The organism is Bacillus sp. AY2-1 (assembly GCF_008368965.1).
Classification (GTDB): domain Bacteria; phylum Bacillota; class Bacilli; order Bacillales; family Bacillaceae_G; genus Bacillus_A; species Bacillus_A thuringiensis_S.
In genome coordinates, this window is record NZ_QPEL01000031.1 from 20,778 (window position 1) to 42,554 (window position 21,777).

The window sequence follows — 21,777 nt, forward strand, 5'->3', positions numbered from 1 at the left end:
AAAAGGGAGAGATTGAAATGGAAAAAGTACAACAAACAATTCGCGCGCCAAGAGGTACAGAGTTACAAACGAAAGGGTGGGTGCAAGAAGCTGCACTTCGTATGTTAATGAACAATTTAGATCCTGAAGTTGCTGAAAAACCAGAAGAATTAGTTGTATATGGCGGAATTGGCCGTGCAGCTCGTAACTGGGAAAGCTACAATGCAATTGTAGATTCATTAAAAACGTTAGAAAGCGATGAAACGTTACTTGTTCAATCAGGAAAACCAGTTGCCATTTTTAAATCACATGAAGATGCACCGCGCGTTCTGTTAGCGAACTCAAACTTAGTACCAAAATGGGCGAATTGGGATCACTTCCGAGAACTAGAGAAAAAAGGACTTATGATGTACGGACAAATGACAGCTGGTAGCTGGATTTACATTGGAACACAAGGGATTCTACAAGGAACATATGAAACATTTGGTGAGGCAGCTCGTCAACATTTCGATGGTTCATTAAAAGGTACATTAACACTTACTGCTGGTTTAGGTGGTATGGGTGGTGCACAACCTCTTGCTGTAACGATGAATGGCGGTGTTGTCATTGCTATTGATGTAGATAAGCGCAGCATCGATCGTCGTATTGAAAAGAGATATTGTGATAAGTATACAGAATCATTAGAAGAAGCATTGGCTATTGCAAACGAGTATAAAGAGAAGAAAGAGCCTATTTCAATTGGATTATTAGGTAATGCAGCAGAAATTTTACCTGAGTTAGTAAATCGTAATATTATCCCTGACTTAGTTACGGACCAAACATCTGCTCATGATCCATTAAACGGTTATATTCCAGTAGGTTATACGTTAGAAGAGGCAGCGAAACTTCGTGAAGAAGACCCAGAACGTTACGTACAATTATCAAAAGAAAGTATGACAAAGCACGTAGAAGCAATGCTTGCGATGCAAGAAAAAGGCGCAATTACATTTGATTATGGAAATAACATTCGCCAAGTTGCTTTCGATGAAGGTTTGAAAAATGCTTTCGATTTCCCAGGATTTGTTCCAGCATTTATTCGTCCATTATTCTGTGAAGGAAAAGGACCATTCCGCTGGGTAGCTCTTTCTGGTGATCCAGAAGATATTTATAAAACAGATGAAGTAATTTTACGAGAATTCGCTGACAATGAGCATTTATGTAACTGGATTCGTATGGCGCGTCAACAAGTGGAGTTCCAAGGGCTTCCATCACGTATTTGTTGGCTAGGTTACGGTGAGCGTGCGAAGTTTGGCCGCATCATTAATGAAATGGTGGCAAATGGTGAATTATCAGCACCGATCGTTATTGGTCGTGACCATTTAGATTGCGGTTCAGTAGCATCTCCAAACCGTGAAACAGAAGCGATGAAAGACGGTAGTGATGCAGTAGCAGACTGGCCAATTTTAAATGCATTAATTAATAGTGTAAACGGTGCGAGTTGGGTATCTGTTCACCACGGTGGCGGCGTTGGTATGGGTTATTCACTTCACGCTGGAATGGTTATTGTTGCAGATGGAACAGAAGCAGCAGCAAAACGTATTGAGCGCGTATTAACTTCTGACCCTGGTATGGGTGTTGTTCGTCACGTTGATGCAGGATATGACTTAGCAGTGGAAACTGCGAAAGAAAAAGGCGTTAACATTCCAATGATGAAATAAGGGGGAGAAAACATGCTGGACACTTTACTAATAAATATCGGTCAATTACTAACAATGGATCAAGAAGATGGCTTGTTAAGGCGGGAAGCGATGAACACGCTTCCTGTTATCGAAAACGGTGTGGTTGGAATTGAAAATGATGTAATCACTTTCGTTGGAACAGCGGAAGAAGCGAAAGGACTTCAGGCGAAAGAAGTTATTGATTGCGGCGGGAAAATGGTTTCTCCTGGTCTTGTTGATCCGCATACTCATCTTGTATTTGGTGGATCTCGCGAAAATGAAATCGCACTAAAATTACAAGGAGTTCCGTACTTAGAAATTTTAGAACAAGGCGGAGGTATTCTTTCAACTGTAAATGCAACGAAACAGGCGTCGAAGGAAGAACTTGTTCAAAAAGCGAAATTCCATTTAGACCGTATGCTATCTTTCGGAGTTACTACTGTAGAAGCGAAGAGCGGTTACGGATTAGATGATGAGACGGAATGGAAACAATTAGAGGCAACAGCACAATTACAAAAAGAGCATCCGATCGATTTAGTTTCCACATTTTTAGGTGCTCATGCAGTTCCGAAAGAATATAAAGGTAGATCGAAAGAATTTTTACAATGGATGTTAGACTTATTGCCAGAAATGAAAGAGAAGCAATTAGCGGAGTTCGTTGATATTTTCTGTGAAACAGGTGTGTTCTCTGTCGAAGAATCAAAAGAGTTTTTATTAAAAGCGAAAGAGCTTGGCTTTGATGTGAAAATTCATGCGGATGAAATAGACCCTCTTGGTGGTGCGGAAGCAGCGGCAGAAATTGGTGCAGCATCAGCGGACCATTTAGTTGGCGCTTCTGATAAAGGGATTGAAATGCTTGCAAACTCGAATACAGTAGCAACATTATTACCAGGAACAACTTTCTATTTAAATAAAGAAAGCTTTGCTCGTGGTCGTAAAATGATTGATGAAGGTGTTGCAGTTGCGTTAGCTACAGACTTTAACCCAGGTAGCTGTCCAACTGAAAATATTCAGCTTATTATGAGCATTGCGATGCTAAAACTGAAAATGACACCAGAAGAAGTGTGGAATGCCGTAACGGTTAACTCATCATATGCCATTAACCGTGGTGATGTAGCTGGGAAAATTAGAGTTGGTCGTAAGGCAGATTTAGTTTTATGGGATGCTTATAATTATGCTTACGTACCGTATCATTACGGCGTAAGTCATGTGAATACAGTATGGAAGAATGGTAATATTGCATATACAAGAGGTGAACAATCGTGGAGCACGGCCACTATTTAAAGAAGAATGCAAAGTTTATTGATCGTGAAGTGACAAAATGGAGTGAGATGATTAAAGATTGGGAGGAAGGCGTAGAAATATTCGGTGCTGCCTTAATTGGAGCACCCCTTTCTAAGCCATCTATTAGTCATTCAGGAGCAAGTTTTGCTCCAAAAACAATTCGTGCGATGTTAGATGCATATAGTACGTACGCAATTACAGAAGAACACGATATGAAAGAAAGTGTCTTATATGATTGCGGCGATATCACGATGCATGTGACGGATATAAAAGAAAGTCATAACCGAATTGCGAAAACAGTTGGTCATGTAACGAAAGTAAATCCGAACATGGTACCAATCGTTCTTGGTGGTGACCACTCGATTAGTTTTCCGAGTATAACAGGCTTTACAAACAGTAAAGGAAAGGTCGGGATTATTCAATTTGATGCTCATCATGATTTACGTAATTTAGATGATGGAGGCCCGTCAAATGGTACACCATTCCGTAGTTTATTAGAAAATGATGTCATTACAGGGAAACAACTTGTTCAAATTGGAATTCGTAATTTTTCTAACGCACGTGCGTACCATGAATATGCAATAGAGCATGGCGTAACAGTGTATACAATGAAAGACGTACGAGAGCGAGAAATAAAAGATATTATCACGGAAAGTATTGAAGTATTAAGAAAACAAGGTGTGACTTCTATTTATATTTCTCTTGATATGGATGTACTAGACCAAGCGTTTGCACCAGGTTGTCCAGCAATTGGGCCTGGTGGAATGGATAGTACGACTTTACTAGATGCGATTGAATTCCTTGGTAAAGAACCGCTCGTTCAAGGAATGGATATAGTAGAGATTGATCCAACTCTTGATTTTAGGGATATGACGAGCCGAGTAGCTGCGCAAGTAATTATGAGTTTTCTTTTAGCGAGGGAAACAATTAGTAAGCGGGTTAGTATATAGACGGAAAAGTAGATCTTTATCTATGCATTATCAAAAACACATTACTACTCAAAAGTAGTGATGTGTTTTTATGTTAAAAGAGAATGAATGTGTATGGAACCGTTAATAAAATTGCGGGTTGTTATAGTGTATTGTGTAAATTTAATTTCTTGCTTCTGAAGTGTTGACTTGTAAAATAATTTTATGATAAAATAAAATTTTTGCTAAAAAACTAAAAGTATGTTAAGCTTGAGAAGGTTACCATATATGGAGGTGGATTATTTGTTTCAAATTGGCGATAACATTGTTTATCCAATGCAGGGAGCAGGTATAATTAAAGCCATAGAAGAGAAGGAAATCTCAGGAGAAAAACAACAGTATTATGTTATAAAAATGTCGGCTAGTAATATGGAACTAATGATTCCAGCAGGGAGAATATCGAATTCGAATATACGACCAGTTACGGATATAACCGCATTAGTACACATAATGGATATTTTTCAACATGGGGAGTCAGATAGATTACTTACGTGGAAACAAAGGTATAAATTGAACACTGATAAAATAAAGACGGGTAAAATGCAAGAAGGTGCTGAAGTTGTGCGTGATTTAATGCGTATACAGAAAGAAAAAGCACTTAATGCAAGCGAAAAGAAGATGTTAGATAACGCATATGAATTTTTGATTAGTGAGCTGGGATTAATTGAAGGTATCACAGAAAATCAGATAAAAAGCTTTTGTTAAGGTTCATTACAAATAATGTATTATATCCCAAAAAAGATCTTGAATTTTTTGGGAACATAATTATAGAAAATTTATCATTTCAAAGACATTCAACTCTTTCACACCACTTTTAGAGCATTACCTCTATTGTTATTACTACAATCAAATCCATTTTTATTTTTTAATTTCATTTATGAATGTTCGAAGTTTAATTGAATACTTCGATAAAATAGTTACTTGATTTTTGCAATCCTGATTCACACTGGCACGGACGAGGAGCCGTAAGGATGAAAGAGAGGTAGGGCTTTCATTGTTTTAGGTATATAAGTTATTATTTTTAGAAGAATACTGAACCATATTCACTTCTATTGATAAGGTATTTTTTATATTAAAGAGATAAATGAATTGACAACCATATATGTTCAACAAAAAAGGTTTCCTTCTAAGGAAACCTTTTTAATATTATTTATAGCATTTTTTTTTTTTTATATTCGAATTTTTTATTGTAAAGTCGTAAAAATTGACGTTACTATCTAAAAGTAAGTATGATGCGATTATAGTAAGATTTTTTAGGGGGAAGAAAGATGACAAGTTCAAGTAATAAAGCAGCGAGTATTTATGAAGGAACAAATGTAAACGCTGGGGGATCTTTTGAAAACGTTGAAGAAACAAAGTTGTTTGATCCAATTCAAATTGGAGCTTGGTCTCTTCGTAATCGTATAGCAATGGCACCAATGACAAGATGCTTTGCAGATAATGAGACTGGAGCAGTGGGTGCTGATGTAGTGGAATACTATAGAAAGCGTGCTGCTGACGGAGTTGGATTAATTATTACAGAAGGAATTGTCATTAGTCCAAGAGCGAAAGGGAATCCAGGAGTACCAGGAATTTATACACAAGAACAAATCGATTCTTGGAAACCTGTTACAGAGGCAGTACATAAAGAAGGCGGGACGATTATTGCTCAAATATGGCATGTTGGGCGTATGAGTCATCATGAAATAATTGGTGGCCAAATGCCGCAAGCACCATCTGCTATCGCTGCAGAGGGAAATGTTCCACGTTTTCGTAAACCGTTTGATACGCCAGAAGCAATGACGTTAGAAGAAATACAAGAAGTGATTGGTCAATACGCACAAGCTGCGAAAAATGCAATCGAAGCTGGATTTGATGGAATAGAAATTCACGGTGCACACGGATATTTAATTGATCAATTTACGTATGACTCTGCGAATAAGCGAACAGATAAATATGGCGGTAATTTAAAACAAAGGTTAACGTTTATGAAAGAAGTAACGGCTGCTGTAATAGAAGCTGTTGGAGCTAATAAAACACTTCTTCGCTTCTCTGCTTTCAAAGGTGATAATCCTACTTATATGTGGGAAAATCCTGAGCTTGCAATTGAAACGTTCGTAAATATGTTCAAAGAAGTTGGATTAACGATGATCCATCCTTCAACGATGAATTATACGCAAGAAATTGCTGACGGAAAGAATTTTCATCAACTAGTAAGAAAATATTGGGATGGTACAATTGTTGGGGTTGGTAATTTAAATCCGAAAGAGGCCGAAAAAGCGTTGCAAGAAGGAACGATTGATGTAGTGGCATTCGGCAGACCGTTAATTGCTAATCCAGACTTTGTTCATCGAATTAAACATGCTGAAAGTTTAGTTGAATATGACGCGAAAGAGCATCTTGTTACGTTAGTATGAATAAAGATAAAAGGAGAACACATCGAGTGTTCTCCTTTTATTATGGGATTTTATAGGGGGAAGCGGGATGAGTGAAACGCTACTCGTTATTATTAGTATATTACTATTTTTAATGTTGCTTTTAATCGTCTTTTTTATCATTACATTTTTTATAAAAAAACGAACACATCATTCTATTTTAAAGTTACATCCATACTTAGGAAGAATGCGCTACTTACTGGAAAAGATAGGGCCTGAATTTCGACAATATTGGTTTGATCATGATACGGATGGAAAGCCTTTCTCACGTTATGATTTTCAAAGTGTTATGTTTTTAGCGAAATATCGCTCTGAAATACTTGGTTTTGGATCAAAACGAGATTTTGAAGCTTCTGGCTATTATATTGCTAATACATTATTTCCGATATTGACTGAGGAATTAAGTGTGAATCTCACGCAAGAGCGAGAAGGTAAAAAGTACGTGATTCATAAAGAAGGGTTATTTTCAAGAAGAGAAAAATTGACAGCGGATACAACGAATCTTTGGCTGTACGAAGAAGATGATGCAATTATAGTCGGTGAGAACCGTAAATATCCGTGGAAGCTACATGGTATGTTTGGTGCATCTGCGACTTCTTACGGCGCGATTGGAGAAAATTATATTTTAGCGAGTGGTTTTGGAGCAAAAATGGCAGGCGGATCGTGGATTAATACTGGTGAAGGTGGCGTTATTCCAGAACATTTACATACAGGAGCAAATATCCTTGCGCAAATTGGTCCAGGGTTATTTGGATACCGCGATGAGGACGGTAATTTTTCAATGGGAAAATTCAGGGAGAAAGCAAAAGAAAGTAATATTAGAGCATTCGAATTGAAATTTGGGCAAGGTGCTAAAATACGTGGTGGTCATCTAGAGGGACAAAAAGTAAATGAGAAAATTGCTTCTGTTCGCAACGTCAGAAAGGGAGAGACGATTAATTCACCGAATCGATTTTCATTTTTAAAGAATGCAACGGATACACTTTGTTTTATTCAACAGTTGCAAGAAAGCGGCGGTAAACCAGTTGGAATGAAAATTGTAATTGGTCAGCAGGAGCCTTTGGAAGATTTATTTAAAACGATGAAAGAGTTAAATATCTATCCAGATTTCATTACAATTGATGGTTCAGAAGGTGGATCAGGAGCGACGTATAAATCGATGGCAGATAGTATGGGAATGCCGCTTATTCCAGCGTTACTGACATGTATTGATACAGCGAATCATTATGGTGTTCGGGACAAATTCAAAGTGTTTGCATCGGGGAAATTAATCACACCAGATAAAGTGGCGATTGCTTTAGCGATTGGAGCGGATGCTGTAAGTTCAGCCCGCGGATTTATGATGGCAAGCGGCTGTATTATGGCCCTTCAATGTAATTCTGGCCAATGTCCATCTGGTGTAGCCACGACGAATCCGCATTATCAAAAAGCGTTAGATCCGTATGAGAAGAAGTGGCGAGTCATGAATTATATTATTAGTATGAGATATAGTTTATTTTCATTAGCAGCGGCAGCGGGAGTGAAGAGCCCGCGCCATTTAACTAGAGAGCATATTGTGTTTAAAGACGAGATGGGGAGAGTAGTTCCTCTTTCGGAATTGTTTCCTATAGTAAATCAAATCTAAAAGTATATTTGATATGTAAGATTTTTCAGAGGAATAATCATATTGTTTGGAAAAATTAGGAGTATAATAGGGAAGTGTTTTTAAAAATGACTATTTTTAGGGAGAGATTCACTTGCAGCAAGGTTCGTACAGTATTACAATTTTTTTACTCGTCATAGGGCTCGTTATATTTAGACGCATGCGTTCTATGAATCGACCAATTAAAAATAAAGGAAGACGATTACTATTGCCATTATTCTTCTTATTACCAGGTTTTTCTTTATATGCTGCACCGATACAACTTGTTGGTTGGCAAATTGGTATAGCTGCTGGGATCGGTCTGTTATTGTCAATTCCACTTATTATTTTAAGTGGGTATGAAGTTAGAGAAGATGGCCAAATTTATGCGAAAAAAAGTATCGCTTTTATTGCTACATTTTTAGTTATCGTTCTTTTACGTGCTTATTTTAGAAGACATTTACAAGGTTTAGATCCAAAGTCAATTGGCATTCTTTTCTACACTCTTGCGGTTTGTTATATAGTACCCTGGCGTATTGGATGCTATATGAAATTTCGTAAAGTATATGTAGAGAAAGAGAAAATTGAGATGTCAATAAGCTAAAAGTCATACATTTGTATGGCTTTTTCTTTTAAAATTTATCGGGTAAACGAATGAAAATAAGGTGTGAAAAAAACATCGTTTAATTTTCTGAATATTTTTACTTAAATTTCTTGAAAAATCATTGTAATCCACTGGGATAAAGGCGTTTATAAAGGTTTTCACATGTAATGAAAAGTGCTCGTTCACTTGAAAGAACAAAAAATGTTTGTTAAGGTAGGGAACCATAAGCGAATACAAGAAAATAGAAAAAGTCATTTTTCGAAATTTTGAATGGCTTATGGGCTAAGGGAGAGATTTGGTGAAGATTGAAATTATGGTTTCGCTTGCTATTTATATGGCAGGTATGTTGTATATCGGATATTGGTCTTATAAGAAGACATCCGATTTATCAGATTATATGTTAGGCGGAAGAGGACTCGGTCCAGCAGTTACAGCTTTATCAGCTGGTGCTTCTGACATGAGTGGTTGGATGCTAATGGGATTACCTGGTGCGATGTATGCAACAGGATTATCAAGTGTATGGATTGCGATAGGTTTATTAATAGGTGCTTATGCAAACTATTTAATCATTGCCCCGCGTTTACGAACGTATACAGAAGTGGCAAATGATTCAATTACGATTCCAGACTTTTTAGAAAATCGGTTTAAAGATCGTACGAAAATACTTCGTTTTGTCTCCGCTATCGTCATTTTAGTATTTTTCACATTTTATGCGTCGGCTGGTTTAGTTTCAGGTGGACGTTTGTTTGAAAATTCTTTTAACCTTGATTATAAAATTGGTTTATTTGTAACAGTGGGTGTCGTTGTTGCGTATACACTATTTGGTGGTTTTCTAGCCGTAAGTTGGACGGACTTTGTGCAAGGGTGTATTATGTTTATTGCGCTTGTACTAGTGCCAATTGTTGCTTTTACGGATGTCGGTGGTGTAACAGAAACATTCAATACGATTAAGCAAGTTGATGCATCACATTTAGATATGTTTAAAGGGACTACAATACTTGGTATTATTTCATTTTTAGCATGGGGTCTTGGGTATTTTGGTCAACCACATATTATTGTCCGCTTTATGGCAATTACCTCTATTAAAGATTTAAAAACTTCTCGTAGAATCGGTATCGGTTGGATGACGATTTCAATTATAGGTGCAATGCTTACTGGTCTAATTGGTATCGCTTATTATGCTAAAAATAATGCGACATTACAAGATCCAGAAATGGTCTTTGTAACATTCTCAAATATTTTATTCCATCCATACATTACAGGATTTTTATTATCAGCTATTTTGGCTTCGATTATGAGTAGTATTTCCTCACAATTACTTGTTATTTCAAGTGCAGTAACGGAAGACTTTTATAAAACATTTTTCCGTCGTAACGCAAGTGACAGAGAACTTGTATTTATCGGTAGATTATCAGTATTAGTAGTAGCTATGATCGCAGTTGTTTTAGCGTATCATCCAAGTGATACAATTTTAACACTTGTAGGTTATGCCTGGGCTGGATTTGGTTCAGCATTCGGACCAGCTATTTTATTAAGTTTATATTGGAAAAGGACGAATAAGTGGGGCGTTCTTGCAGGTATGATTGTTGGTGCAGTAGTTGTTATAGCATGGGTACAAATTCCAAGTTTAAAAGCGACTATGTATGAAATGGTACCTGGATTCTTCTGTAGTTTATTAACTGTTATCGTTGTAAGTTTATTAACGAAAGAACCCGTTAAGGCAGTTCATCGTGAATTTAATGAGATGGAAGCAGTGCTGGAAGAGGAAACGAAATAATTAGCGAAGAGAGTAAACGAAACTGGCGTTTACTCTCTTTTTATTTAAAATGAAAATACGGAATTCGTTGACAACTAAAAGTAAGCAACTTATAATAAATTTGAGTTCAAGATAATTTATGTTACGAATACAGATTTTAAATAGAGTAAATATTTTTTGAGAATTATCTCGAATTTGAGATGATTTTGATAAAGTAGACATTCAAGTGTGATATTATAATTAATATCTCGAATTCGAGATAAGATTATAATGACGGATTTTACTTTTCAGTATGGACAAAATGAATAATGAATTTTAATGAATAAAAGTTTTTAAAATGAAATAAAAAGGGGCGGAGAAAATGACAAAGAAAACGATGGGAATTCACCACATTACAGCAATCGTAGGACATCCACAAGAAAATGTAGATTTTTATGCTGGTGTATTGGGGTTACGTTTAGTGAAACAAACAGTGAATTTTGATGATCCAGGTACGTACCATCTTTATTTTGGAAATGAAGGAGGAAAGCCTGGAACAATTATTACGTTTTTCCCATGGGCAGGTGCTCGTCAAGGTATTATTGGAGATGGTCAAGTAGGAATTACGTCTTACGTTGTACCAAAAGGTGCAATGGAGTTTTGGGAAAATAGATTAGAAAAATTCGATGTTTCGTATACAAAAATGACTCGTTTTGGAGAACAGTATTTAGAATTTGATGATCCGCATGGTTTGCATATAGAATTAGTTGAAAGAGAAGAAGGCGAATTAAATAATTGGAGTTTTGGAGAAGTTACACCAGAAGTAGCAATTAAAGGGTTTGGAGGTGCTGTTCTTTTATCTGCACAGCCTCAAAAAACAGCTGAATTGTTAGAACATATTATGGGTCTTGAGAAAATTGGAGAAGAGGGTGAATTTGTTCGATTCCGTTCTTCTGCTGACATTGGAAATATTATTGATTTGAAATTATCAACAATCGGTCGTGGCCAAATGGGCGTTGGCACAGTTCATCATATTGCTTGGAGAGCGAGTGACGATGCAGATCAGCTAGACTGGAAAGAGCATATGACTCGTTTTGGATATCACGTAACTCCTGTACAAGACCGAAATTATTTTAACGCGATTTATTTTAGAGAACATGGTGAAATCTTATTTGAAATTGCAACAGATCCTCCTGGTTTCGCTCATGATGAATCGTTAGAGACGATGGGTGAGGAATTAAAGTTACCGGAACAATATGAACAACATAGAAAACAGATTGAACAAACGCTTTTACCATTTGAAGTGAGAAATTTAGATTAAAGTGATTGAAGGGGGAAAAGGATTATGATGAAACATGTTTTTCAAAAAGGAAAAGATACGTCAAAACCAGTGTTGTTATTACTTCATGGCACAGGTGGTAATGAATTAGATTTACTATCACTTGCAGAAATAGTTGATCCGGAAGCGTCGGTATTAAGCGTTAGGGGAAATGTGTTAGAGAATGGGATGCCGCGTTTCTTCCGCCGATTAGCAGAAGGCATTTTTGATGAAGAGGATTTAATTTTCCGTACGAAGGAATTAAATGAATTTTTAGATGAAGCGGCTAAAGAATATAAATTCGATAGAAATAACATTGTAGCTATCGGTTATTCGAATGGGGCAAATATCGCAGCAAGCTTATTATTCCATTACGAAAATGCATTGAAAGGTGCTGTGCTTCATCACCCAATGGTACCAAGAAGAGGAATGCAATTAGCAAATTTAGCAGGGAAATCTGTGTTTATTGCTGCTGGGACAAATGACCCAATTTGTTCATCAGCAGAGTCCGAGGAATTGAAGGTACTATTAGAAAATGCAAACGCGAATGTAACAATACATTGGGAAAATCGAGGGCATCAATTAACGATGGGTGAAGTAGAAAAAGCAAAAGAGTGGTATGACAAAGCATTTTAAAAAAGAAGCATCTGCTAACGATTAGCAGATGCTTCTTTTTTATTTAAGACTGGATTGCAAGATGAGATGAAGAAAGTGGTAGCTCAATATCAACAATCGTACCTTTATTTAATTCGCTTGAAATGTGTAATTTACCATGATGTTCTTCAATTATTTTGTAACACATCATTAATCCTAGTCCTGTGCCTTTTTCTTTTAAACTATAAAAAGGTTCGCCTAGACGGGAGATACGATCTTCTGGAATGCCACAACCTTCATCGATAATTCGTATTAAGATGAAATTATCCTCTAATGGTTTTGTTTGAATGAAAATATTTCCGCCATTTGGCATCGCTTCTATCGCATTTTTTAATATGTTTATAAAAACTTGTTTTAATTGGTTACCGTCACATTGAATATCATATACGTAATCAAAATGATCCATGATGATATGAACGCTATGCATAATTGCAGTCGGTAAAATAAATGTAACTACCTCTTCAATTAAAGTTTGTATGTTACAAGTTTGGATAGATAATACTTGTGGCTTAGACATCGCCATAAATTGACTCGTGATGGATTCCATTTGTGAAATCTCACTTAACATAACATCGATATACCATTTTTGCTCCTCATTTATTTCAGGGAGGAGCAACGTTAGAAAACCTTTTAGAGAAGTGAGTGGATTTCGAATTTCATGGGCAATTCCAGCTGTCAGTTGTCCGACTACTGCGAGCTTCTCAGATTTTCGTAATAACTTTTCAGTTTCTTTTAGCTCAGTAACATCTCTCCCCATCACGATAAGACCTTTGCGAGAACCGTCAGGATGATAAAGCGGGACTTTTGATATACTTAAGATTAGATCGAAATCATCTCTATGTATAATAAATTCCTCGCCATGAAGAATTTGTCTTTGTTGCCATGCTAGTTCATCAATTTCTTCACAATGTAAAAAAGCTTCTCGGTATGCTTCATTATATTGAATGAGTTCGCTATCTTTTTTCCCATGGTAAGGTACATGATGGAAATTGAAGCAAGAAAGTGCGTAGTCATTTGCCTCAAGCCAGCGCCCTTCATGATCTTTAAATATAACAAAGGCAGGCATGGAGTTTACTAATGTACGTAATCTCTTCTCACTTTCTTTTAGCATATTCTCAATTCTTTCTGATTTTTCAAGCGGCTTCATAATAGCATATACGCCAGTAAGACGATTTTGAACAAAAATAGGAACTAGTTTTGTCACAACATCTAATAAGAATCCATTTTTATGATAAATAGATAAGATATACTCTTGTTGATTATCCGCTTCAGTATTCTTTATATTTTGTAATACTTGCTCAGAAATATGGGCTTCTAAAATAGAGGTAATATTTTTCTGTTCTAATTCTAAAGAAGTGTAACCTAATATTCTTTCGGCAGAAGGATTTATATGTAGAATAACTCCTTCTAAATTTAATGAAATAATACTATCAGGATTGTGTTCGAACAGAGATGCGTACATTTCTGTTAATGAACGATCTTGTATATGGTTTCGCAAACGTCTAGAAATGTTCGGATGACGTTTTTTTTGAGTTGGTGAATATTTTTTACGACTCATAATAGTTCCTCCGTACAAATAGCATCTAAAAAGATTTGTCTATTCATAACTATAATATAGATGTAATGTGTATTTCTATAAAAAATGGAAGTTATAGAATAAATTTTGTTTTTTTTATTTTTTGCAAGGTGAATGCAGGATGTTAATAAGGGGAGCTTATATTGTTTTATAAACCTCTTGTAAGTTACAGACGGCTGTTTTCCGTATAACATTAGGGTAGAGGAGGGGGAGAGAAAATGAAAAATTATATTCAAGGGATTAATCACGTGCAAGTAGCTGCACCTGTAGGGTGTGAAGAAGAGGCGCGTGATTTTTATGGGAATACGATTGGTATGGAAGAAATTCCAAAGCCAGAAAAGTTGAAAAAACGAGGTGGATGTTGGTTTAAATGCGGAAATCAAGAAATCCATATTGGTGTGGAGCGGAACTTTACACCAGCTAAAAAGGCTCATCCAGCTTTTTATGTGAATGAAATTAATGAATTTAAGCAAACACTTATAGAGCAAGGTGTTAAAGTGATTGATGATTATGCACGGCCAGATGTAATTCGATTTTACGTGTCAGATCCATTTGGAAACCGAATTGAATTTATGCAAAATAAAGACTAGGTGGATTCCCACCTAGTCTTTAACTTCTTCTGAAAAGTCCTAATACTTCTACAGTTTCTGTAATATTAACGAATGCATTCGGGTCGATTTCAGAAATTGTTAGTTTCATACTTGCTAATTCTTCACGAGAAACGACGGTCATAAGTACACGCTTTTTCTCGCTTGAATAAGCACCTTCGCCATCAAGTAACGTTATTCCACGTACAACAGTTGAAAGAAGTTGTTTTTTCATTTTTTCTGCTTCATTTGTTACAATCATAAGTGTAACTTTACGATGTTTTGTATGAACAGCATCAATTACTTTACCAGTTACATAAATTGAAAGTAAGCTTGTAAGTGCAACATCCCAGGTGAAGAAGAATCCTGCGATTATTACAACGACTGCATTTAAAATAATAAGGAATCCGCCAAGTTTAATGTCTCGCTTGCGGGATAAAAGCATACCGATAATATCAAATCCACCAGTGGATCCATTACAGTTGAAAACAAGACCAATACCAGCTCCGGCGATGACACCTCCGAAGATAGAAGATAACAATGGATCTGTTGCTACGACTTTTACTGGAACGTAGTATAATGCAACAGATAATACAACTACAGAGACAACTGTGTTAAAAATTACTTTTTTTCCAAGACCTATGTACCCTAAAATAAGGATAGGTAAGTTTAATACAAAGTTAATAATGCCTGTGTTTACAGGGGTTACAATTCCTAAAATAATAGCAATTCCGCCAATTCCACTACTTAAAATTTTGTGGGGGATAAGGAAAAGATTAAAGGCAACCGCAATAATAATAGAACCGATAATAACACCAAGGAATCTGACCATTTCTTTCCCGTCCTTCACTGAAAAATTCATATTATTTCAAGATTATATATGATATTGAAAGTTTTGGGTAAAAACAGTTTATTTCGGTAAATTAGATTAATCAAAAGAATTTGAGTATTTTATTATTTGAAAGGGGATACAGTTGTGAAGATAAAAACATATCAACAGAAAAGCCCGTTGAAGCAAGAATGTGAGGATTCTTATTTTTGTAATAAAGAAAAAAAGATTTATGGTGTATGTGACGGTGCAACACCACTTGTCCCGTTTGGTGATGAAAATGGACATAATGGAGCATACATCGCTTCGCATTTATTTGCAAGTTATTTTACTTCATTACGAGAGAATCATAGGTTACGATTTGCAGTTGCAAAAGCAAATGAAGCATTGCAAAGCAAAATGTTGGAATATAAAGTAGATACGAGAAAGAAAGATCATTTGTGGTGTACATGTATTGCGGCAGTTCAAATAGATGGTGAGAAAATTGAATATGCGCAGCTTGGGGACTGTATGATTGTCGCAACTTTTCAAAATGGAACGATGCAAGTATTAACGAAAGACACAGTTAAAGGAATTAGTAACCGAGCAAAAAGGAAGAGGGAAGAAGATCGTAAGAAAGGTTTATCTGTCCCGGAGGAACATGTTTTTCAAGATGTTCGAGAACAGTTAAAGTACAATCGTTATCTTGCAAATATGCCAAATGGTTATTCAGTTGCAAATGGAATGAAAGAAGCGATACATTATTTACAACATGGTGAATTACATATAGATGAAGTGAGTGGAATTTTTATTTGTTCAGACGGGTTATTTCACCCAGATTGGCCACTCGAACAAACAGTTGCATATATAAGAAAGAATAGTATAAACGAATATGTAGCAATCATTGAAGAGCTGGAAGGGGAAAAGAGAATAAGACCAGATGATAAAACGATTATTATGATTGATTTTTAAGAGGAGGCAGTTCAAATGGAAATTAAACGTGTCAATCTAACATTTCAAGATGAATTAGTTCCTTTAGAAAAAGTAAACAAACTGATTATTCACCATACAGCTGAAGATGGATGGGACGTGTATAAAACGCATGAATTTCATCAAACTGTAAAAGGGTGGAGCGGGATTGGTTACAACTATTTTATCGAAGAGGACGGAACTGTAGTGGAAGGACGAGGTTTACATATTGGAGCGCATGCGAAAGATCATAACCGCCATACAATTGGAATATGTATGACGGGAAATTTTGATAAATACGATCCAACTCCTGCACAAGTGAATGCATTATATTCTTTATGTAAAATATTTATGAAGCAATTTGCTATAAAGAAAGAGAATATACTCGGTCATAGGGAGTTAGAAGGAGTTACAAAAAGCTGTCCTGGTAATCGTTTTTCTATGGTAGAGTTAAGGAAGATATTATCTTAAATATAGAGGAGTAACAACGATGATGAATATAAAAATACCAAATGATAAAAAAGAAGAGCTTGTAGCACAAATTCAGCAATTTTTCATGGAAGAAGATTTAGATGAAATTGGACGTTTCCAAGCAGAGCGTTTAATAGAAGAGATGATTAAATTAGTTGGACCATTTGCATACAATCAAGCAATTGGAGATGCAAGAAAGCTTGTAAGTGAGAAATTAACGAATATTGAAGAAGATTTATACGTGTTAGAGAAGAATGAAGGAAAATAAAAAAGAGCCGATGGGCTCTTTTTTATTTTCCTTTCTTATGTTCTTTATATTCATGTACTTTTTCTTTCACATTACCAACTGTATCTTTAGCAGTGCCTTTCACCTTATCCCATTTTCCTTCAGCTTGTAATTTCTTATTGTCAGTTACTTTCCCAACAACTTCTTTTACTTCACCCTTTACCTTATCAATAGCACCTTCTACTTTTTCTTTTAAACCATGATCATGTTTAGTCATACATTTCTCCTCCTTGTAGTTTGATTAGAATTCTCTTTTCATAGTGCAAGTTGAATGATGTATCTAGTAATAGCGTAACAAATATAGTTTGAATATTCAAATGATTAATAGGGTAGAAAAGAAAGTGTCATAAAATGTATAAAATTGTAATGAGAAGAGAAAGAATGTAAATTACATGTCTTTTGCAGTCCATATTGATTTCGTATAAGCAATTTTCATATGGGCACGTTCCATATTATTTTGACTGCTGCTACCGAACTTTGCTTGTCCAACTACTAAGTTACAGTTGGATTCAATAGCCGTCTCTATTCGTTTTTGAATTAATGCAGTATGACAGCCTTTACGCTGAAATTCTGGCAAAGTAGCAGAAGCAGCTAATGATGCAATCCCATTATTTATATACAGGACACCAATACTCGCAGGAGTGTTTTGAACTTCGGCTATGAAAAAATGCCAGCCAGGTTTATTGTAGAGAATTTCGTTATTTTGATGGACGCCATCTTTTGTAAAGGATGGCATGTTAAATCCGCGTACGTATATGTCTGAAAAAATATGAAATTCATTTTCTTTTAGTTCGCGTACTGAAATGTTAGAAGGAAGAAGGAAAGGGTCTTCTCTCGGTATACTATATAAAGCGGTATGGAAGCTGGATTGGTAAAATCCTCTTTGAGATAAGTATTGAAATAATTTGGCTGTACCTTGAGCGGGTGTAATTTCAAAACGACAAGGGATTTGTAGCGATTGATAATAAGAGACGATTTCATCTATCTCATCTGTATTTGTAAATGTAATACCTTTTACCGTATTAAAAGCTGGACCAGCAATTATTTTTGATGAAAAGGCAGTGGCACTACCGAATTTTTTCATTTGCACTTGCATTGGGTTTCCGCTCATTGTTTGTAGTCTCTCTAATCTAGAAGAGAGCATATGTATTTCTGCATTTTCAATTTCTGTTGCTATATCGAGTGTTATAACAGTAGTCATAAAATTCCTCCATTAATAAATATATTTCATGGTATATATACGATTTTTGTTTTGAGATTCCTGTTGAAATGTGAGAGAATAAGAGGTTTTTTGGAAGGGAAATGGAAGTGAGCTGTCGAAGGGAGTGGAAACAGATTAAAGGTGGTGCTCTCATGAAACAAAAAGCCGTGCAGGCATGCTCTAATTGTGGTTCTCAAAACATAGGAGAAGGTGAGTTTGTCGGATATGCACAAATACGGAAAAAGGAAACGATGTTCACATCTTCACCGGTGGATGCTTATATTTGTACAGATTGCGGGAATATCCTTCTATTAAAAGTACGACATTATGAAAAGTTTAAGCAGAAGCCGTTATGATTATTGGGAAGTGGTCATATCCAACGTTGTATACGAAACGACTTATGTTAAGGAAAATGAATATGAGTGATAGTTTACATATATACGAGTATGCTACAGATAAAGAGATGACAACTTTTACTGTATGGGATGCTCATCGATCGTTATGTGACACATATAACTATGTAGAAGAAATTGTGGGTCAATATAATGAAGGGCAAGTAGCACCTCTTGGAATTGTATTAAAAGAGGAGAAAAAACTTATAGGCACGTGTGGATTTATAAAATATGATTTGGTCACACATACAGCAGAAATTGCATACGCCTTATCTCGAAAATATTGGGGAAGAGGATTAGCTACCGAGGCTGCGTTAGCTTTTTTCTACTATGGTTTTCATGATTTGTATCTTAATAGTATTGAAGCGGGATGTGATTCAGAAAATGAAGCATCTGAAAAATTAATGAAACGTTTGAATATGGAGTACGAGTGCACGATTCAAAAGGATATGTTCATTAAAGGTAAGTATCGTGACACGAAAAGATATTGTATATCTCGAGAAAGATATATGGATAAATGAAATATTTCATATTAAAAACTCCTTTAAATGAATAAGAGAGTTTTTATTTTTTTGCAACAATAATTACCTTTAATTGTTATAATTGGTTATTAAAAGGTGAAGGTTTATTAACACCATATTTTTAGAAGGAAAATAGCTAAATCGTATACAAAACCGCTATATAACACAATCGCAACCGTAAGTTGACAAAGTGCAACCGTAGGAAGATAGAGATAGTGACAATGTTTACATACAATTTAGTTAAGAAAACGAAGGGGGACACACATATGGAATTTGGTGAGAAGCTTTTTAAATTAAGAAAGGAAAAGGGTCTTTCTCAAGAAGTGTTAGCTGAGAAATTAAAAACAACAAGGCAAGCGGTTAGTAAATGGGAAAACGGTCAAGGATTTCCTGAAACTGAAAAGTTAATAATGATTGGAAATGTATTTGAAGTATCACTCGACTATTTATTAAAAGAAACTGCTGAGCAAAGTAATGAAAATGTGGAGGGCTATTACGTAAGTCAGGAAATGGCAGAAGGGTATATAGTGTATGGGCAAAAAATTTCTAAATATATTGCGCTAGGATTTAGTTTGCTCATTTTATCTACAATACCGTATTTATTATTTAAAGAAAATGCAACAATTTCGACATTCCTTGTTATTATCATTGCTGTCCTTGGAATTGGAGCAATGATGGTACCTGTAACAATAGAAGAGAGTAGATACAATGTATTAAAAAAAGAAGAACTACTATTTGATCAAAACTTTCTAAAAGAATTGACAAAAAGATATGAAGTAATTAAGAAGAAGTATGCTGCAGTAATGATCGTTGGATTTTGTTTTATAGCAGCAGGAGCGATACCATTTTTATTTGAGAAAAAGCATATCACTTCAGGAGAATTAGTACAGTATTATCCATACTGTGTTGTACTTATTGCGATTGGAATCTATCTTTTTGTTCGTGTTGTAGGAGTGTGGGAGATGTATCGGATTTTAGTAGAGAATAAAGAATATAGCAATCGTATTATTTTTAAACTAAAAAAGAAAGTGAGAGATAAAGTGGATAATTTTTAATAGGAGAAAATCTATTTTATTAAAAGCTAAGATAGGAGTGAAATGATGTCAAATATTCTGGAAATTAAAAATTTAAGTAAATCATTTGGAAGCAACGTTGTTTTAAAAGATGTTACATTCAATGTGCCATCAGGGGCAATTATTGGATTCATTGGTGACAATGGGGCAGGTAAATCAACAACATTTAAAACAGTACTAGAATTAATTTCTAAAGATAGCGGTACAGTAAAAATATTTGGTGAAGAGAATATAAATAAAGATGCCAAGAATAAGGGGAAGATTGGAGTCGTATTTGATGCTATGAATCTACCGGCTCATCTTACGATAAAGCAATTAAACAAAGTTTTTAAAAAGATGTTTGAATCTTGGGATCAAGATAATTTTTATCGATTAGTTAATACTTTTTCTTTACCTACTAATGAGAAAGTAGGTAAATTCTCGCGTGGAATGTCAATGAAACTAACTATAGCTGTTGCATTGTCGCATAATGCAAAATTATTAATTCTAGATGAAGCGACAGGAGGTCTTGATCCTTCATCTAGGGAGGAGGTGTTAGAGGAATTAAAAAGTTTTGTGAATAAAAGTAATGGTGGTATATTACTTTCTTCACATATTATGAGTGATGTAGAAAAAATAGCTAGTCACCTTATTGTGATAAAAGATGGAGAAATTTTATTGAATGAAGAAAAGGATAAGGTTTTGGACAATTATGCCATTGTAGATGTTGATGAGGAACAACTAACTTTAATCAACAAAGATATAGTTGTGGTGAAAAGGAATAATGGTTCTTATTTCAATGTACTTGTATCAGATGTTCATAAATTACCAAGTGATATTGCTCATAGAACCATCTCGATAGAAGAAATGAGTGTCTTATTAACGAGGAGTGAAAAATAAATGAAAGGTTTATTATTGACAAACTATTATCTAGTGTATCGAACTTTCTTTACGTTCATGGGAATAGCGATATTAGGAGCCGGATGCGTTTTTTATTTTGGTGATGCTTCAATGTACCGTTTAATTGCTACGTTTATTATCTTTTTTGCTGCAATTCCTGCACTTGAAGTTATTAAATATGAGAGTAAGTCGGGGTATGAAAAATATGTACTTACTTTACCGGTTACTAGAAATAATATTGTACAAAGTCACTATCTTTTCTATTTTTTAGTTGTAATTATTGGTACTTTATTATCGTATGGCATATTTTATGTACATGGTTTAGTTTCAGATACACCAATTGATGATGGTATATTTAAGAGTGTTTCTTTAGGGACGTTCATCATTCTTAATGCCGGAGCAATAGCTTATCCGCTTCTCTATGTTTTTGGAGCAGAAAAATCTGATGCTATTACAATTGGAGGCGCATGTGGGGGACTTGTTACTTATTTTGGATTACAAAGTGTAATTGGATATCTAATAGAACAATTTCCAATATCAAATTTAAATTCATCTGTATACGTTTCAATTCTATATACAACATTTGGCGTTATCATATATATCTTTTCTTATTTCATTTCGATATTTATATATCGTAAGAAGGAATTTTAATATATTTTCTCTTAGTATTTTCTGAATTATTTCCAAAGAAATAATTCAGAAAATACAGAAAAATGTCGTAATCATTTGTAGAAGTCTGT

23 protein-coding genes are annotated in these 21,777 nt (G+C 35.3%); 19 read left to right on the forward strand and 4 right to left on the reverse strand.

Annotated features, from left to right (window positions below; genetic code table 11):
* The first annotated feature begins 17 nt into the window (after nt 1-17).
* The 10 genes from hutU (at nt 18) to DN403_RS08600 (ending at nt 12,256) form a co-directional block, all read left to right on the forward strand.
* Nucleotides 18-1,676: a urocanate hydratase gene (gene hutU / locus DN403_RS08555; protein ID WP_000416938.1), complete on the forward strand. Its 1,659-nt coding sequence runs from the start codon at nt 18-20 to the stop codon at nt 1,674-1,676.
* A 12-nt stretch (nt 1,677-1,688) separates the two neighbouring features.
* Nucleotides 1,689-2,960 carry an imidazolonepropionase gene (gene hutI, locus DN403_RS08560; RefSeq protein ID WP_000887549.1) on the forward strand — a complete coding sequence of 424 codons (1,272 nt, stop codon included), beginning with the start codon at nt 1,689-1,691 and terminating at the stop codon, nt 2,958-2,960.
* Nucleotides 2,939-3,910, forward strand: a complete 972-nt coding sequence (hutG, locus tag DN403_RS08565) for a formimidoylglutamase (protein WP_000399844.1) — start codon at nt 2,939-2,941, stop codon at nt 3,908-3,910. Before hutI ends, hutG begins: the two co-directional genes overlap by 22 nt.
* 261 nt (nt 3,911-4,171) lie before the next feature.
* Nucleotides 4,172-4,633: a CarD family transcriptional regulator gene (locus DN403_RS08570; protein WP_170264802.1), complete on the forward strand. Its 462-nt coding sequence runs from the start codon at nt 4,172-4,174 to the stop codon at nt 4,631-4,633.
* A 563-nt stretch (nt 4,634-5,196) separates the two neighbouring features.
* The gene (locus DN403_RS08575; RefSeq protein WP_086397738.1) at nt 5,197-6,324 is read left to right on the forward strand and encodes an alkene reductase; all 1,128 of its coding nucleotides are present in this window, start codon (nt 5,197-5,199) and stop codon (nt 6,322-6,324) included.
* Nucleotides 6,325-6,391: 67 nt separating this feature from the next.
* The gene (locus DN403_RS08580) at nt 6,392-7,966 is read left to right on the forward strand and encodes an FMN-binding glutamate synthase family protein (protein WP_000005159.1); all 1,575 of its coding nucleotides are present in this window, start codon (nt 6,392-6,394) and stop codon (nt 7,964-7,966) included.
* A 112-nt stretch (nt 7,967-8,078) separates the two neighbouring features.
* Complete coding sequence (locus tag DN403_RS08585) at nt 8,079-8,567, forward strand: cytochrome c biogenesis protein CcdC (RefSeq protein WP_001183916.1); 489 nt, start codon at nt 8,079-8,081, stop codon at nt 8,565-8,567.
* A gap of 298 nt (nt 8,568-8,865) precedes the next feature.
* On the forward strand, nt 8,866-10,344 hold the full coding sequence (gene putP, locus DN403_RS08590) for a sodium/proline symporter PutP (RefSeq protein ID WP_000687593.1): 1,479 nt from the start codon (nt 8,866-8,868) through the stop codon (nt 10,342-10,344).
* A 340-nt stretch (nt 10,345-10,684) separates the two neighbouring features.
* Complete coding sequence (locus DN403_RS08595; RefSeq protein ID WP_000163260.1) at nt 10,685-11,623, forward strand: ring-cleaving dioxygenase; 939 nt, start codon at nt 10,685-10,687, stop codon at nt 11,621-11,623.
* 24 nt (nt 11,624-11,647) lie between these two features.
* The gene (locus DN403_RS08600) at nt 11,648-12,256 is read left to right on the forward strand and encodes an alpha/beta hydrolase (protein ID WP_000975496.1); all 609 of its coding nucleotides are present in this window, start codon (nt 11,648-11,650) and stop codon (nt 12,254-12,256) included.
* Between the two features lie 43 nt (nt 12,257-12,299).
* Here the strand turns inward: DN403_RS08600 and DN403_RS08605 are convergent, their stop codons facing one another.
* Nucleotides 12,300-13,832, reverse strand: coding sequence for a BA3702 family sensor histidine kinase (locus tag DN403_RS08605; protein ID WP_000087650.1), 1,533 nt, complete (start codon nt 13,830-13,832; stop codon nt 12,300-12,302).
* Nucleotides 13,833-14,068: 236 nt separating this feature from the next.
* On the opposite strand from DN403_RS08605, the gene DN403_RS08615 reads away from it, so the two are divergent.
* The gene (locus DN403_RS08615; protein ID WP_000800779.1) at nt 14,069-14,440 is read left to right on the forward strand and encodes a VOC family protein; all 372 of its coding nucleotides are present in this window, start codon (nt 14,069-14,071) and stop codon (nt 14,438-14,440) included.
* 19 nt (nt 14,441-14,459) lie between these two features.
* Here DN403_RS08615 and DN403_RS08620 read toward each other — a convergent pair whose 3' ends face one another.
* On the reverse strand, nt 14,460-15,269 hold the full coding sequence (locus DN403_RS08620) for a YitT family protein (RefSeq protein WP_000251344.1): 810 nt from the start codon (nt 15,267-15,269) through the stop codon (nt 14,460-14,462).
* A gap of 126 nt (nt 15,270-15,395) precedes the next feature.
* Here DN403_RS08620 and DN403_RS08625 point away from each other — a divergent pair, with 126 nt between their 5' ends.
* The 3 genes from DN403_RS08625 to DN403_RS08635 are packed head-to-tail and all read left to right on the forward strand — an operon-like array spanning nt 15,396 to nt 16,953.
* Entirely contained in the window at nt 15,396-16,217 is an 822-nt protein-coding gene (locus DN403_RS08625) for a protein phosphatase 2C domain-containing protein (protein ID WP_002162635.1), read from the forward strand.
* A 15-nt stretch (nt 16,218-16,232) separates the two neighbouring features.
* Nucleotides 16,233-16,685: a peptidoglycan recognition protein family protein gene (locus DN403_RS08630; RefSeq protein WP_000403998.1), complete on the forward strand. Its 453-nt coding sequence runs from the start codon at nt 16,233-16,235 to the stop codon at nt 16,683-16,685.
* A 19-nt stretch (nt 16,686-16,704) separates the two neighbouring features.
* Nucleotides 16,705-16,953 (forward strand): DUF2164 domain-containing protein, encoded by a 249-nt coding sequence (locus DN403_RS08635; RefSeq protein WP_000981064.1) that lies wholly within the window; start codon nt 16,705-16,707, stop codon nt 16,951-16,953.
* 22 nt (nt 16,954-16,975) lie between these two features.
* Here DN403_RS08635 and DN403_RS08640 read toward each other — a convergent pair whose 3' ends face one another.
* Nucleotides 16,976-17,188 carry a CsbD family protein gene (locus DN403_RS08640; RefSeq protein WP_074790231.1) on the reverse strand — a complete coding sequence of 71 codons (213 nt, stop codon included), beginning with the start codon at nt 17,186-17,188 and terminating at the stop codon, nt 16,976-16,978.
* Nucleotides 17,189-17,359: 171 nt separating this feature from the next.
* Nucleotides 17,360-18,172 carry a GNAT family N-acetyltransferase gene (locus tag DN403_RS08645; protein ID WP_086397740.1) on the reverse strand — a complete coding sequence of 271 codons (813 nt, stop codon included), beginning with the start codon at nt 18,170-18,172 and terminating at the stop codon, nt 17,360-17,362.
* 101 nt (nt 18,173-18,273) lie between these two features.
* On the opposite strand from DN403_RS08645, the gene DN403_RS08650 reads away from it, so the two are divergent.
* The 5 genes from DN403_RS08650 (at nt 18,274) to DN403_RS08670 (ending at nt 21,688) form a co-directional block, all read left to right on the forward strand.
* The gene (locus DN403_RS08650; RefSeq protein WP_003260719.1) at nt 18,274-18,528 is read left to right on the forward strand and encodes a hypothetical protein; all 255 of its coding nucleotides are present in this window, start codon (nt 18,274-18,276) and stop codon (nt 18,526-18,528) included.
* Complete coding sequence (locus DN403_RS08655) at nt 18,525-19,085, forward strand: GNAT family N-acetyltransferase (protein WP_142287858.1); 561 nt, start codon at nt 18,525-18,527, stop codon at nt 19,083-19,085. The genes DN403_RS08650 and DN403_RS08655 overlap by 4 nt, the downstream gene beginning before the upstream one ends.
* A 266-nt stretch (nt 19,086-19,351) precedes the next feature.
* Complete coding sequence (locus DN403_RS08660; RefSeq protein ID WP_086397741.1) at nt 19,352-20,140, forward strand: helix-turn-helix domain-containing protein; 789 nt, start codon at nt 19,352-19,354, stop codon at nt 20,138-20,140.
* A 45-nt stretch (nt 20,141-20,185) separates the two neighbouring features.
* Nucleotides 20,186-21,037, forward strand: a complete 852-nt coding sequence (locus tag DN403_RS08665; protein WP_086390006.1) for an ABC transporter ATP-binding protein — start codon at nt 20,186-20,188, stop codon at nt 21,035-21,037.
* A complete protein-coding gene (locus tag DN403_RS08670; RefSeq protein WP_086390007.1) occupies nt 21,038-21,688 on the forward strand; it encodes an ABC-2 transporter permease in 651 nt (216 codons plus the stop codon). It abuts the gene before it with no gap.
* Nucleotides 21,689-21,777: the final 89 nt, after the last annotated feature.

Coding starts and splice junctions, on each gene's coding strand:
- hutU (WP_000416938.1), top strand. CDS start 18: ATGGAAAAAGTACAACAAACAATTCGCGCGCCAAGAGGTACAGAGTTA.
- hutI (WP_000887549.1), top strand. CDS start 1,689: ATGCTGGACACTTTACTAATAAATATCGGTCAATTACTAACAATGGAT.
- DN403_RS08575 (WP_086397738.1), top strand. CDS start 5,197: ATGACAAGTTCAAGTAATAAAGCAGCGAGTATTTATGAAGGAACAAAT.
- DN403_RS08580 (WP_000005159.1), top strand. CDS start 6,392: ATGAGTGAAACGCTACTCGTTATTATTAGTATATTACTATTTTTAATG.
- DN403_RS08595 (WP_000163260.1), top strand. CDS start 10,685: ATGACAAAGAAAACGATGGGAATTCACCACATTACAGCAATCGTAGGA.
- DN403_RS08600 (WP_000975496.1), top strand. CDS start 11,648: ATGATGAAACATGTTTTTCAAAAAGGAAAAGATACGTCAAAACCAGTG.
- DN403_RS08605 (WP_000087650.1), bottom strand. CDS start 13,832: ATGAGTCGTAAAAAATATTCACCAACTCAAAAAAAACGTCATCCGAAC.
- DN403_RS08615 (WP_000800779.1), top strand. CDS start 14,069: ATGAAAAATTATATTCAAGGGATTAATCACGTGCAAGTAGCTGCACCT.
- DN403_RS08620 (WP_000251344.1), bottom strand. CDS start 15,269: ATGGTCAGATTCCTTGGTGTTATTATCGGTTCTATTATTATTGCGGTT.
- DN403_RS08630 (WP_000403998.1), top strand. CDS start 16,233: ATGGAAATTAAACGTGTCAATCTAACATTTCAAGATGAATTAGTTCCT.
- DN403_RS08635 (WP_000981064.1), top strand. CDS start 16,705: ATGATGAATATAAAAATACCAAATGATAAAAAAGAAGAGCTTGTAGCA.
- DN403_RS08640 (WP_074790231.1), bottom strand. CDS start 17,188: ATGACTAAACATGATCATGGTTTAAAAGAAAAAGTAGAAGGTGCTATT.
- DN403_RS08645 (WP_086397740.1), bottom strand. CDS start 18,172: ATGACTACTGTTATAACACTCGATATAGCAACAGAAATTGAAAATGCA.
- DN403_RS08650 (WP_003260719.1), top strand. CDS start 18,274: ATGGAAGTGAGCTGTCGAAGGGAGTGGAAACAGATTAAAGGTGGTGCT.
- DN403_RS08655 (WP_142287858.1), top strand. CDS start 18,525: ATGATTATTGGGAAGTGGTCATATCCAACGTTGTATACGAAACGACTT.
- DN403_RS08660 (WP_086397741.1), top strand. CDS start 19,352: ATGGAATTTGGTGAGAAGCTTTTTAAATTAAGAAAGGAAAAGGGTCTT.
- DN403_RS08665 (WP_086390006.1), top strand. CDS start 20,186: ATGTCAAATATTCTGGAAATTAAAAATTTAAGTAAATCATTTGGAAGC.
- DN403_RS08670 (WP_086390007.1), top strand. CDS start 21,038: ATGAAAGGTTTATTATTGACAAACTATTATCTAGTGTATCGAACTTTC.